Below are 12,991 nucleotides of genomic sequence, written 5' to 3'. Positions count from 1 at the left end.
TACAAGATCAGATGAAGGGTCAGATTATGCCGCTCACTCAAGAGCAGAAGAAACAGTACAAATCGATTGGTCACCATCTGAAGCCGGTTTTGATGGTTGCCGACAATGGTTTGACTGAAGGTGTTTTAGCAGAATTCGAACGCGCCTTGAGCGATCACGAGCTGATCAAGATCAAACTCAACATCCTCGACCGCGAACAGCGCCTGCAAGCCGTTGCCGAGCTGTGCAAGGTCGGCCGTGCCGATCTGGTTCAGGTCATCGGCAAGATGGCCCTGGTTTACCGCAAGAATCCGCAAGTGAACAAGCAACTGTCGAACGTGCATCGCTTTCGCTGATGCGCGTGCCGATCCTCGAGGTCGCGCCATGCGCACCCTCGAGGGCACCGGCTTCTCTACCGGCATCAGGCCGGTAACGCCCAATACCGGTAGTACCATAGCGCCCGGATGACGGCACTCACGCGCCGCCACGGTAGCCGATCAAACGTGGGCGACTTCGACGATCTCGTACTCGATCACACCGCCGGGGGTTTTCACCGTGACCACGTCGCCTTCTTCCTTGGCGATGAGGGCACGCGCGATGGGCGAGCCATGGGACAGCTTGCCGCCCTTGATATCGGCTTCGTCCTCACCAACGATCTTGTACTTCACGCGTTCGTCGGTTTCGACATTGGCGATTTCCACGGTCGTGCCGAAAATCACCTTGCCGGTTTTCGGAATCGTGGTGACGTCGATCACCACGGCGTTCTGCAAGCGCCCCTCGATGTCACGGATACGCGCCTCGACCATGCCCTGCTCCTCGCGGGCCGCATGGTATTCGGCGTTTTCCTTGAGGTCGCCCAACTCGCGCGCCTCACCGATGGCCTGGCTCAGGCGCGGACGCTCGACCTTGCTGAGTTTTTCGTGTTCTTCCTCCAGGGCACGATGGCCCTGGACGGTCATTGGGTACTTGATCATGCGTTGAGTCCTGCGTGGAGATCCTGCAAACGGCGCACGGTCTTTTCAGGACCGAACTTGAGCGCTTCACAGATCGCTTCGCCAGCGGCAATGGTCGTGGTGCAGTAGATCTTGTGCTGCAAGGCGTTGCGACGGATCGAGTAAGAATCGGCGATCGACTGACGGCCTTCGGTGGTGTTGATGATCAAGGTGACTTCGTCGTTCTTGATCATGTCGACCACGTGCGGACGACCTTCGGTCACCTTGTTGACGCGACGTACCTTCAAACCGGCGGCTTCGATGACGCGTGCGGTGCCTGCGGTGGCAACCACTTCGAAGCCCAATGCGATCAGGTCGCGGGCCACGCCAGCCACCAGCGGCTTGTCGTCGTCACGCACGCTGATGAAGGCCGTACCGCCGGTCGGCAGCACTTCGCTGGCGCCCATCTGCGCTTTGGCGAAGGCTTCGCCGAAGGTGTCACCGACACCCATCACTTCACCCGTGGATTTCATTTCCGGGCCAAGGATCGGGTCGACGCCAGGGAACTTGGCGAACGGGAACACCGCTTCCTTGACGCTGTAGAAGTTGGGAATGATTTCCTTGGTGAAGCCGATTTCCTTCAGGGTCTTGCCGGCCATGACGCGTGCGGCAATCATCGCCAGCGAAGTGCCGATGCACTTGGACACGAACGGCACGGTACGCGAGGCACGCGGGTTGACTTCGATCACGTAGATCTTGTCGCCCTGCAGGGCCAGTTGCACGTTCATCAAGCCGATGACACCCAGCTCCAGGGCCATCTTCTTGACCTGCTCGCGCACTTCGTCCTGCACGTGGGCCGGCAGCGAGTACGGTGGCAGCGAGCACGCCGAGTCACCGGAGTGAACACCGGCCTGCTCGATGTGCTGCATGATCGCGCCGATGACCACGTCGGTGCCGTCGCACACCGCATCCACGTCCATCTCGATGGCGCAGTTGAGGAAGTGGTCGAGCAGCACCGGGCTGTCGTTGGAAACCTGTACGGCTTCACGCAGGTAGCGCTTGAGCTCGTCGAGTTCGTAGACGATCTCCATGGCGCGGCCGCCGAGCACGTACGACGGGCGCACGACCAGCGGATAACCGATCACGCCAGCAGCGCGAATGGCTTCTTCTTCGCTGCGCACGGTCGCGTTCGGTGGCTGCAGCAGGTTCAGGCGCTGGACCATCTGCTGGAAGCGCTCGCGGTCTTCGGCGCGGTCGATGGAATCAGGGCTGGTGCCGATGATCGGCACGCCGGCTTCTTCCAGGGCGCGGGCCAGTTTCAGCGGGGTCTGGCCGCCGTACTGGACGATGACGCCCTTGGGCTTCTCGACGCGCACGATTTCCAGCACGTCTTCGAGCGTCAATGGCTCGAAGTACAGGCGGTCAGAGGTGTCGTAGTCGGTGGACACGGTTTCCGGGTTGCAGTTGACCATGATGGTCTCGTACCCGTCGGCGCGCAGGGCCAGGGCCGCGTGAACGCAGCAGTAGTCGAACTCGATGCCTTGGCCGATACGGTTCGGGCCACCGCCCAGGATCATGATCTTGTCGCGGTCGGTCGGGTTGGCCTCGCACTCTTCCTCGTACGTGGAGTACAGGTAGGCGGTGTCGGTGGCGAACTCGGCGGCGCAGGTGTCGACGCGCTTGTAGACCGGGAACACGTCCAGCTTGTGACGGTGACGACGCAGATTCTTGTCCGTGATGCCCAGCAGCTTGGCCAGACGCTGGTCGGAGAAACCCTTGCGCTTGAGGCGGAACATCAAGGCCTTGTCGATATCGGCCAGACCCAGGGTCTTGACCTTCTCTTCTTCCTTGATCAGGTCTTCCATCTGCACCAGGAACCAACGGTCGATCATGGTCAGGGCGAAGATGTCGTCCACGCTCATGCCGGCGCGCATGGCGTCGGCAACGTACCAGATGCGCTCGGCGCCCGGCACGGTCAGTTCACGCTTGAGGATGCCGTTGGCTTCGGGGCTGCTCAGGTCGACTTTAGGGTCCAGGCCACTGACGCCCACTTCCAGGCCGCGCAGGGCTTTCTGCAGCGATTCCTGGAAAGTCCGGCCGATGGCCATGACTTCACCCACGGATTTCATCTGGGTGGTCAGGCGCGCGTCGGCTTTCGGGAATTTCTCGAAGGCGAAGCGTGGCAGCTTGGTGACGACGTAGTCGATCGACGGCTCGAACGACGCCGGGGTCTTGCCGCCGGTGATGTCGTTCTGCAGTTCGTCGAGGGTGTAGCCGACGGCCAGCTTGGCCGCGACCTTGGCGATCGGGAAGCCGGTGGCCTTGGAAGCCAATGCCGAGGAACGCGACACGCGCGGGTTCATCTCGATCACGACCATGCGGCCGGTGTCCGGGCAGATACCGAACTGCACGTTGGAACCGCCGGTTTCCACGCCGATTTCGCGCAGCACTGCCAGCGAGGCGTTGCGCAGGATCTGGTATTCCTTGTCGGTGAGGGTCTGCGCCGGTGCGACGGTGATCGAGTCACCGGTGTGCACGCCCATCGGGTCGAAGTTCTCGATGGAACAGACGATGATGCAGTTGTCCTTTTTGTCGCGGACCACTTCCATCTCGTACTCTTTCCAACCGATCAGCGATTCGTCGATCAGCAGTTCCTTGGTTGGCGACAGGTCCAGACCACGGGCGCAGATCTCTTCGAACTCTTCACGGTTGTAGGCGATACCGCCGCCGGTACCGCCCATGGTGAACGATGGACGAATGATGCACGGGAAGCCGAGCTTCTCCAGCACGGCGTTGGCTTCTTCCATGCTGTGGGCGATGCCCGAGCGTGGACAGGCCAGGCCGATGGACTTCATCGCCTTGTCGAAGCGCGAACGGTCTTCGGCCTTGTCGATGGTGTCGGCATTGGCACCGATCATTTCCACGCCGAACTTGGCCAGAACGCCTTCGCGCTCCAGGTCCAGGGCGCAGTTCAGGGCAGTCTGGCCACCCATGGTCGGCAACACGGCGTCCGGACGCTCTTTCTCGATGATCTTGGCCACGGTCTGCCACTTGATCGGTTCGATGTAGGTGGCGTCGGCCATGTCCGGGTCGGTCATGATGGTGGCCGGGTTGGAGTTGACCAGAATGACGCGGTAACCCTCTTCGCGCAGGGCCTTGCAGGCCTGGGCGCCGGAGTAGTCGAATTCGCAGGCCTGGCCGATGACGATCGGGCCGGCGCCAAGAATCAGGATGCTTTTCAAGTCTGTACGTTTTGGCATGGTTCTCACTCAATTGCGCAGTTCAGCCGGCTGCCCGCCTGAACTTTATTGGGCGGCGCCCTGGCGGCCTGTCCGTCTTCGACGGGGCCAGCCGGGGCGCGCGTTACACACGGGTCCGACAGTGATCAGCGGCGCTTGGCCATCGATTCGATGAAGCGGTCGAACAGCGGCGAGACGTCGTTCGGACCGGGGCTGGCTTCAGGGTGACCCTGGAAGCTGAACGCGGCCTTGTCGGTCAGCTCGATACCTTGCAGGGTGCCATCGAACAGCGATTTGTGGATCGCGCGGACATTGCTCGGCAACGTCGCTTCATCTACTGCGAAACCGTGGTTCTGGCTGGTGATCATCACCACGCCGCTGTCGACATCCTGCACCGGGTGGTTGGCACCGTGGTGACCATGACCCATCTTGACGGTCTTGGCGCCGGCGGCCAGGGCCAGCAACTGGTGGCCCAGGCAGATGCCGAAGACCGGAATCTCGGTCTGCAGCACTTCCTTGATCGCCTGGATAGCGTAGTCGCAGGGCTCTGGATCGCCAGGGCCGTTGGACAGGAAGACGCCATCGGGGTTGAGCGCCAGCACGTCGGCGGCCGGGGTTTGCGCAGGTACCACGGTGAGGTGGCAGCCGCGCTCGACCAGCATGCGCAGGATGTTGACCTTGACGCCGTAGTCGTAGGCGACCACATGGTAAGGCAGCTCGCTGTTGGGCACATCGGGGTGGCTGTCGGATTTCAGCTCCCAGACACTGGAGCGCCACTGGTAGGTGTCCTTGGTGCTGACTTCCTTGGCCAGGTCCATGCCCTTGAGGCCGGGGAAGGCGCGCGCGGCGGCAATGGCGGCCTCTTCGCTGATGTCGTCACCGGCCATGATGCAGCCGTTCTGCGCGCCTTTCTCTCGCAGGATGCGGGTCAGGCGGCGGGTGTCGATGCCGGCGATGGCAACCACGTTGTTGGCTTTCAGGTAGTCGTCCAGGGCCATGGTGTTACGCCAGTTGCTGGCCACCAATGGCAGGTCGCGGATCACCAGGCCTGCGGCCCAGACGCGATCGGACTCGGCATCTTTCGGGGTGGTGCCAGTGTTGCCGATGTGGGGGTAGGTCAGGGTGACGATTTGCTGGGCATAGGAAGGATCGGTAAGGATTTCCTGATAGCCGGTCATGGCGGTGTTGAACACCACCTCTCCAACGGTTTGCCCGTCGGCTCCAATGGCTTCGCCGCGAAAGATGCTGCCATCGGCAAGGGCGAGTATGGCTGGCTTAGTCAAGAAGACCTCCCGTAAATAAAGCCTGAAAGGGCGATCGCAGGTTGTAAAAAAGCGGAATGCCGTATGGATACGTCACCCCGCTTCTTTTCATCGAATTATCTGCGCGCTTTTAGTGGACACACTAAAGCTGTAGCTTACAGAAAAGAGGGGTTTTGGTCTACCGCGAATGCGGTGCAGACTTGAGGGAATGCGACTTTGGGCCGCCTCCCCCTTGTAGGAGCGGTCATCGGCCGCGAAGAGGCACCGCGGTGTGTCAGCAAGACCGCGGCGTCTGGTTCGCAGCCGATGACCGCTCCTACGGGAGGAGCGAGCCTGGCGCAGCTGGATCAATGCAGGTCCAGCACGTCCTGCATGTCGTAGAAGCCTGGGGCGCGGCCGTCGAGCCAGAGGGCGGCGCGTACCGCTCCCTTGGCGAACGTCATGCGGCTGGACGCCTTGTGGGTGATCTCGACGCGCTCGCCGTCAGCGGCGAACAGCACGGTGTGGTCACCCACCACGTCGCCAGCACGCACAGTGGCGAAACCAATGGTCTGGCGCTCGCGCGCGCCGGTCTGGCCTTCTCGACCATACACCGCCACCTTTTTCAGATCGCGACCCAACGCGCTGGCAATCACTTCGCCCATGCGCACGGCCGTGCCCGATGGGGCATCGACCTTGTGCCGGTGATGGGCTTCCATGATCTCGATATCGACGTCGTCGCCCAACACGCGCGCAGCGGTGTCGAGCAACTTCAGGCACAGATTGACGCCGACACTGAAGTTGGCGGCGAAGACGATGGGGATATCCTTGCCCGCCTCGGCCAGCAACGCCTTTTCTTCGGCACTGAAACCGGTGGTGCCGATGACCATGGCCTTGCCCGCCTTGCGGCAGAACGCCAGGTTCTTCAGCGTTACCGTCGGATGGGTGAAGTCGATCAACACATCGAACTCCTCCGCCACCTTGGCCACGTCGCCCGACAGCGGTACGCCGATCCGCCCCAGCGCAGCCAGCTCGCCGGCATCGGCGCCCACCAACGTGCTGTCCGGCCGATCGACCGCCGCCGTCAAACCGGCGCCGGGCGCCAGTTGGACCGCTTCGATCAAGGTCTTGCCCATGCGCCCGGCGGCGCCCATCACAGCTATACGTCGCATGCTCGAATCCTTATGCCTTACAGGTCGCCGAAGAAACGCTTCACACCCTCGAACCAACCATTGGCCTTCGGCGAATGGGATTCGTTGCCCTCAAGCGAAGTGCGGAATTCTTCCAGCAACTCACGCTGACGACGGTCGAGGTTGACCGGCGTTTCTACCGCCACCCGGCACATCAGGTCGCCGGCACCGCCGCCGCGCACGGGCGCAACGCCTTTGCCACGCAGGCGGAACTGCTTGCCGGTCTGGGTGCCTTCCGGAATCTTCAGCTTGACCCGACCGTCGAGGGTCGGCACTTCCAGCTCGCCGCCCAATGCCGCATCGGTGAAGCTGATCGGCACTTCGCAATACAGGTGCTTGCCGTCGCGCTGGAAGATCGCGTGCTCGCGCACGTTGATCACCACGTAGAGGTCGCCGGTCGGGCCACCCTGCATGCCCGCCTCGCCTTCACCCGACAGGCGAATGCGATCACCGGTGTCGACGCCCGAAGGCACCTTGACCGACAGGGTCTTGTACTCTTCGACACGGCCTTCGCCATGGCACGAGTCGCACGGGTCAGAGATGATCTTGCCCTGGCCATGGCAGCGCGGGCAGGTCTGCTGCACCGAGAAGAAGCCCTGCTGCATGCGCACCTGGCCGATACCGCCACAGGTCGGGCAGGTGATCGGCGCCGAGCCTTTCTTCGCGCCACTGCCATCGCAGGGCTTGCAGTTGACCAGCGTCGGCACACGGATGCTGACCGTGGTGCCGCGCACAGCTTCTTCCAGGTTCAGTTCGAGGGTGTAGCGCAGGTCGCTGCCACGCTGGGCGCCACCGCGGCCATTGCCGCCGCGACCGCCACCGAAGAAATCGCTGAACACATCGCCGAAGATATCGGAGAAATTCTGGCCGCCGAAACCCTGGCCACCGCCCCCCATGCTCGGGTCTACGCCGGCATGACCATACTGGTCGTACGCCGCGCGCTTGCTTGCATCGGACAGCACTTCATAGGCCTCGTTGGCCTCTTTGAAGGCTTCTTCCGACTCCTTGCTGTCGGGGTTGCGATCCGGGTGATGCTTCATCGCGAGGCGGCGATAGGCCTTCTTCAGATCTGCTTCGCTGGAGCCGCGCTCCACCCCCAGAACCTCGTAATAGTCACGCTTTGCCATAAGTCTTTTTACTCTTTTGGGAGCCAGCACGCAGGGGCGCCGCTGACCGCGCCGCCAACATCCGATCGCTGTCGCATGTTGTTAAAATTCGTGTATTCCAGACACGCCAACGCGGGAGCAAGCCCCCGCGCGGCGACATCCTACCAGTCACCGTGCAAGCACAGTCAACCGGCCGACCAACAAGTGTTTACTTGTTGTCTTTGACTTCTTCGAACTCGGCATCGACAACGTCGTCGTGCTTGCCGGCTTCTTCCGCTGGCTGGGCAGCAGCACCTTCAGGCTTCTCGGCCTGGTCGGCGTACATCTTCTGCGCCACTGGAGCGGAGACCTTGGACAGCTCTTCGACCTTGGCATCGATGGCCGCCTTGTCGTCGCCCTTGACCGCAGCTTCCAGCGCCACGACGGCCGCTTCGATGGCGGTCTTCTCGTCGGCAGTGACCTTGTCACCTGCGTCGGCGACCATCTTGCGCGTCGAGTGCACCAGTGCATCACCCTGGTTGCGGGCAGCGGCCAGCTCTTCGAACTTGCGGTCTTCTTCGGCGTTGACTTCAGCGTCACGCACCATCTGCTGAATCTCGTCCTCGGACAGACCGGAGTTGGCCTTGATCACGATCGACTGGGTCTTGCCGGTAGCCTTGTCCTTCGCGCCGACATGCAGGATGCCGTTGGCGTCGATGTCGAAGGTCACTTCGATCTGCGGCACGCCACGTGGCGCTGGCGGGATCTCGGCCAGGTCGAACTTGCCCAGCGACTTGTTCTGCGCGGCTTGCTTGCGCTCGCCCTGCAGGACGTGAATGGTCACAGCGCCCTGGTTGTCGTCGGCCGTCGAGAATACCTGCGATTTCTTGGTAGGAATCGTGGTGTTCTTCTCGATCAGCGCAGTCATCACGCCACCCATGGTTTCGATACCCAGGGTCAGCGGGCTGACGTCGAGCAGCAGCACGTCTTTCACGTCACCGGCCAGTACGGCGCCCTGGATGGCAGCACCCATGGCGACGGCTTCGTCAGGGTTGACGTCCTTGCGGGCTTCTTTGCCGAAGAAGTCGGTGACCAGCTTCTGGACCAGCGGCATGCGGGTCTGACCGCCGACCAGGATCACGTCGTTGATCGCGCCGACGTCGATACCGGCGTCTTTCATGGCGATGCGGCAAGGCTCGATGGTGCGCTGAACCAGGTCTTCGACCAGCGATTCCAGCTTGGCGCGGGAGATCTTCACGTTCAAGTGCTTCGGACCGGTCGCATCTGCAGTGATGTACGGCAGGTTGACGTCGGTCGACTGGCTCGAGGACAGCTCGATCTTGGCTTTCTCAGCGGCTTCTTTCAGGCGCTGCATGGCCAGCGGGTCACCCTTGAGGTTCATGCCGCTTTCTTTCTTGAATTCGTCTACGAGGTAGTCGATCAAGCGGATGTCGAAGTCTTCGCCGCCCAGGAAGGTGTCGCCGTTGGTGGCCAACACTTCGAACTGGTGCTCGCCATCGACTTCGGCGATTTCGATCACGGACACGTCGAAGGTACCGCCACCCAGGTCATAAACGATGACGGTGTGGTCGCCCTTGGCTTTGTCCATGCCGTATGCCAGTGCAGCGGCAGTCGGCTCGTTGATGATGCGCTTGACGTCCAGACCGGCAATACGGCCGGCGTCCTTGGTGGCCTGACGCTGGCTGTCGTTGAAGTAGGCCGGCACGGTGATGACCGCTTCGGTGACTGCTTCGCCGAGGTAGTCTTCGGCGGTCTTCTTCATCTTTTTCAAGATTTCAGCCGAGATCTGCGGCGGTGCCATTTTCTGGCCGTTGACTTCGACCCAGGCGTCCTTGTTGTCGGCTTCGACAATTTTGTACGGGACCATCTGAATGTCTTTCTGCACGACGTCTTCGGCGAAACGACGGCCGATCAGGCGCTTCACTGCATACAGCGTGTTATGCGGGTTGGTGACGGCCTGACGCTTGGCCGACTGACCGACGAGAATTTCGCCGTCGTTGGCGTAAGCGATGATCGAAGGTGTGGTCCGAGCGCCTTCGGCGTTCTCGATGACCTTGGCCTTGCCGTTTTCCAGAATGGAGACGCAGGAGTTGGTTGTCCCCAGGTCGATACCGATAATCTTGCCCATGTTTCTTCTCCTGGCACTAAGGCCCGAAAATTTTGGATTTGGTTGCCGCAGCAGTGGTGGCTGTCTGCGGTAGCACTTAAACGCTTGACACTAAGATGGGGGCCACTTGGCCGATTTCAAGCCTGCTCGTCGATCGAAGGCGAAACCGGTGCGGCGGCCTTGCTGACCACGACCATGGCCGGGCGCAGCAGGCGTCCATTGAGCTGATAGCCCTTCTGGAAAACCTTCAAGACACTGTTGGGCTCGACATCCGCGCTTTCCTGCATCGCCATGGCCTGGTGATGCTCGGCGTTGAATGGCTGGCCGTGCGGGTCGATGGCTTCCAGGTTGTAGCGCTTGAGGGTGTCCTGAAACATTTTCAGGGTCAGCTCCATGCCTTCGCGCATCGGACGAATGCTTTCGTCGTCGGCGCTGGACAGCTCGATACCGCGCTCGAGGCTGTCGAGCACGGGCAGCAGGTCGCCGGCGAACTTCTCGAGGGCGAACTTGTGCGCCTTTTCCACGTCCTGATCGGCACGACGGCGAACATTCTGCAGGTCGGCTGCTACACGTAGCGACTGGTCCTGAGCAGTGGCGAGCTGCTCTTCGAGCAGCTGCACGCGTGCGGTGAGGTCTTCGGCGCCAGCGCTGGCAGCCTGATTAGCGTCTAGATTCTGATCGTCCAGATTCTGTTCATCAGCCATTGGTTCTCTCCTCTCGATAACGTCCGCGAGGTCGACTCGCGCTTCTGACCGGTATATGGGGTCGCAAATTCGCTCTTCAAGGGCTGACGACCAGCGGCTGAGTGCGGACTTTCGAACGAAGCGATAAAAAACCCAGGCATCAGGCGAAAACGAGCTAAGGACCAATATTGTCAGCCCTGTATAAAACACTGTATAAATAACCAGACATTCATGCCTGGGGGCGGTCTTATGCTGGTGCACCTGTCCGTACACAACTATGCCATCGTCGAACATCTCGACCTCGAACTCGAGCGCGGGATGAGCGTGATCACGGGCGAAACCGGCGCCGGCAAATCGATCATGCTCGATGCGCTGGGCTTGGCCCTGGGCGACCGCGCCGACAGTGGCGTGGTCCGGCCCGGAGCAGACAAGGCCGACATCCTTGCCACTTTCGATCTGGTCGATATCCCCGAGGCCAGCACGTGGCTTGCCGAGCGCGACCTGGAAACCGACGGCCCCTGCATCCTGCGCCGGGTGATCACGGCCAAGGGCGGTTCGCGCGGCTATATCAACGGCACCCCCTGCCCGCTCGGCGACCTCAAGTCGCTGGGTGAGCTGCTGATCGATATCCATAGCCAGCACGAGCATCAGTCGCTGCTCAAGACCGATACCCATCGCCGCCTGCTGGATGAATACGCCGGTGCCAGCGACCTGGCCCGGCAGGTGCACCTGGCTGCGCAGAAATGGCGCCAGACCCGCCAGGAACTCGAGCGCCTGTCGGACTCCGGTGACGAACAGCGCGCACGTCACCAGTTGCTCAGCTACCAGCTGGAAGAGCTGGAGAACCTCGGGCTGGGCGAGAACGAGCTGGAGCAGCTGGAACAGGAACACAAGAACCTGACCAACGCCGAAGCCCTGTTCGGCATTTGCCGCCAGGTCATCGACCATTGCAGTGAAAACGATTCGGGCAACGTGCTCAGCGCGCTGACCGCCAGCCTGAATCGCCTGGGCGGCGTCAGCAATGCTCCGAACGCGTTGGGCGAAGCGGCCTCGATGCTGGCAACGGCGCAGATCCAGGTCGAAGAAGCCGTGGGCGAACTCAATCGCTTCCTTGATCATTTCGAGGCCGATCCGGCGCGCTTGCAGCATATCGAGGAGCGCCTCGACACCATCTATACCCTGGCGCGCAAACACCGCGTTCACCCGACCGAAGTGGTGGCGCTACAACACCGCTTGCTCGAAGAGCTGGAAGGGTTGAACGCCAGCGACGAGTCAATCGAGCAACTGGGTGAAGAGCTGGCGGCCTATGCACGCCACTACCAGGAAAAAGCCGGTGAGCTGACCGGACTGCGCACCCACGCCGCCGCGCAACTGGCCGCCGCAGTGGAGGTGGAAATCCAGCGCCTGGGCATGCCCGGCGGACGATTCACCATCGAGCTGCGCGCCAATGCCCACGAGGACTTGCACCCCAATGGCCTGGAGCAGGTCGAGCTGTTGGTCAGCGCCAACCCTGGCCAGCCGATGAAACCCTTGGCCAAGGTGGCTTCGGGTGGCGAGCTGTCGCGGATCAGCCTGGCAATTCAGGTGATCACGGCGCAAACCTCGCGGGTTCCGACGCTGGTGTTCGACGAAGTGGACGTGGGCATCGGTGGGCCGACAGCCGAGATCGTCGGGCAGTTGCTGCGGCGCTTGGGTGAGCGCGGGCAAGTGCTGACCGTGACCCACCTGCCGCAGGTGGCGGCGCAGGGGCACCATCACCTGTTCGTGCACAAGGTGCGCGGCAGTGACGAGACGCGCACGGCGGTGTCGAACCTGGGCAAAGGTGAGCGCGTTGAAGAGGTGGCGCGGATGCTGGGCGGGATTGACCTGACCAAGGAATCGCTGGCACATGCGAAGAAGATGGTGGTGACGGCCAAGGGGTGAGGGTGGCCGGGCGGGCCTCTTCGGGGGCACTGCCCCCCTCCCACAGGAGGTGTGGCCCTACTCCTGTGGGAGCGGGTTCTGCCCGCGAAGAGGCTCTGACTGATTCACCCCAACAAAAAAGGCGACCCCAGGGTCGCCTTTTTGCATCACTCCTGAAGTTACTTGGGCTTGCGCACGTACAGCACCAGGTTGTGATCCACCAGCTCGTAACCATGCTCGCTGACGATTTCCTTCTGGCGGCGCTCGATCTCGTGGTCGGTAAACTCGATCACGTCACCCGAGTCGACATCGACCATGTGGTCGTGGTGCTCGCCGTCTGCCAATTCGAACACGGCATGGCCGCCATCGAAGTTGTGACGTGCTACCAGACCTGCCGCTTCGAATTGGGTCAGAACACGGTAAACCGTGGCCAGACCCACATCTTCGCCCGCTTCCATCAGCGCCTTGTAGACTTCCTCGGCGCTCATGTGGCGTTGCTGTGCCGACTCCAGCATTTGCAGAATCTTGACCCGTGGAAGGGTCACCTTGAGGCCGGCTTTACGCAGTTCGCTATTATCAACCATGGTCAGCTTTCTCAACGATGCGGCTTCG

General features: G+C 61.7%; 10 protein-coding genes. 2 read left to right on the top strand and 8 right to left on the bottom strand.

What is annotated here, in order from left to right; genetic code table 11:
- Positions 1-26 precede the first annotated feature (26 nt).
- Positions 27-335 carry a YhbY family RNA-binding protein gene (locus tag IFT57_RS25160; protein ID WP_049858703.1) on the top strand — a complete coding sequence of 103 codons (309 nt, stop codon included), beginning with the start codon at positions 27-29 and terminating at the stop codon, positions 333-335.
- Between the two features lie 141 nt (positions 336-476).
- Here IFT57_RS25160 and greA read toward each other — a convergent pair whose 3' ends face one another.
- The 7 genes from greA to grpE form a co-directional block, all read right to left on the bottom strand.
- Positions 477-953, bottom strand: coding sequence for a transcription elongation factor GreA (greA, locus tag IFT57_RS25155; RefSeq protein ID WP_122480192.1), 477 nt, complete (start codon positions 951-953; stop codon positions 477-479).
- Positions 950-4,171 carry a carbamoyl-phosphate synthase large subunit gene (gene carB, locus IFT57_RS25150; RefSeq protein WP_122714823.1) on the bottom strand — a complete coding sequence of 1,074 codons (3,222 nt, stop codon included), beginning with the start codon at positions 4,169-4,171 and terminating at the stop codon, positions 950-952. Before carB ends, greA begins: the two co-directional genes overlap by 4 nt.
- A gap of 125 nt (positions 4,172-4,296) precedes the next feature.
- The gene (gene carA / locus IFT57_RS25145; protein ID WP_192153049.1) at positions 4,297-5,433 is read right to left on the bottom strand and encodes a glutamine-hydrolyzing carbamoyl-phosphate synthase small subunit; all 1,137 of its coding nucleotides are present in this window, start codon (positions 5,431-5,433) and stop codon (positions 4,297-4,299) included.
- Positions 5,434-5,759: 326 nt separating this feature from the next.
- Entirely contained in the window at positions 5,760-6,563 is an 804-nt protein-coding gene (dapB, locus tag IFT57_RS25140) for a 4-hydroxy-tetrahydrodipicolinate reductase (protein WP_122480195.1), read from the bottom strand.
- A 17-nt stretch (positions 6,564-6,580) separates the two neighbouring features.
- On the bottom strand, positions 6,581-7,708 hold the full coding sequence (dnaJ, locus tag IFT57_RS25135; RefSeq protein ID WP_122480196.1) for a molecular chaperone DnaJ: 1,128 nt from the start codon (positions 7,706-7,708) through the stop codon (positions 6,581-6,583).
- Between the two features lie 187 nt (positions 7,709-7,895).
- A complete protein-coding gene (gene dnaK / locus IFT57_RS25130) occupies positions 7,896-9,815 on the bottom strand; it encodes a molecular chaperone DnaK (RefSeq protein WP_122480197.1) in 1,920 nt (639 codons plus the stop codon).
- Between the two features lie 116 nt (positions 9,816-9,931).
- Positions 9,932-10,498: a nucleotide exchange factor GrpE gene (grpE, locus tag IFT57_RS25125; RefSeq protein WP_122480198.1), complete on the bottom strand. Its 567-nt coding sequence runs from the start codon at positions 10,496-10,498 to the stop codon at positions 9,932-9,934.
- A gap of 228 nt (positions 10,499-10,726) precedes the next feature.
- Between grpE and recN the strand changes: the two genes are divergently transcribed.
- On the top strand, positions 10,727-12,400 hold the full coding sequence (gene recN / locus IFT57_RS25120) for a DNA repair protein RecN (RefSeq protein ID WP_122480199.1): 1,674 nt from the start codon (positions 10,727-10,729) through the stop codon (positions 12,398-12,400).
- Positions 12,401-12,558: 158 nt separating this feature from the next.
- Here the strand turns inward: recN and fur are convergent, their stop codons facing one another.
- Complete coding sequence (fur, locus tag IFT57_RS25115) at positions 12,559-12,963, bottom strand: ferric iron uptake transcriptional regulator (protein WP_122480200.1); 405 nt, start codon at positions 12,961-12,963, stop codon at positions 12,559-12,561.
- Between the last annotated feature and the right edge of the window lie 28 nt (positions 12,964-12,991).

It is taken from the genome of Pseudomonas sp. CFBP 13719 (assembly GCF_014842095.1).
Classification (GTDB): Bacteria; Pseudomonadota; Gammaproteobacteria; order Pseudomonadales; family Pseudomonadaceae; genus Aquipseudomonas.
The sequence above is the reverse complement of the archived record's forward strand: the minus strand, read 5'-3'. Positions and strand labels throughout refer to the sequence as shown.

What these genes read in the sequence shown, in the direction of transcription:
- IFT57_RS25160 (WP_049858703.1), top strand. Translation starts at nt 27, where the DNA reads ATGCCGCTCACTCAAGAGCAGAAGAAACAGTACAAATCGATTGGTCAC.
- greA (WP_122480192.1), bottom strand. Translation starts at nt 953, where the DNA reads ATGATCAAGTACCCAATGACCGTCCAGGGCCATCGTGCCCTGGAGGAA.
- carB (WP_122714823.1), bottom strand. Translation starts at nt 4,171, where the DNA reads ATGCCAAAACGTACAGACTTGAAAAGCATCCTGATTCTTGGCGCCGGC.
- dapB (WP_122480195.1), bottom strand. Translation starts at nt 6,563, where the DNA reads ATGCGACGTATAGCTGTGATGGGCGCCGCCGGGCGCATGGGCAAGACC.
- dnaJ (WP_122480196.1), bottom strand. Translation starts at nt 7,708, where the DNA reads ATGGCAAAGCGTGACTATTACGAGGTTCTGGGGGTGGAGCGCGGCTCC.
- dnaK (WP_122480197.1), bottom strand. Translation starts at nt 9,815, where the DNA reads ATGGGCAAGATTATCGGTATCGACCTGGGGACAACCAACTCCTGCGTC.
- grpE (WP_122480198.1), bottom strand. Translation starts at nt 10,498, where the DNA reads ATGGCTGATGAACAGAATCTGGACGATCAGAATCTAGACGCTAATCAG.
- recN (WP_122480199.1), top strand. Translation starts at nt 10,727, where the DNA reads ATGCTGGTGCACCTGTCCGTACACAACTATGCCATCGTCGAACATCTC.
- fur (WP_122480200.1), bottom strand. Translation starts at nt 12,963, where the DNA reads ATGGTTGATAATAGCGAACTGCGTAAAGCCGGCCTCAAGGTGACCCTT.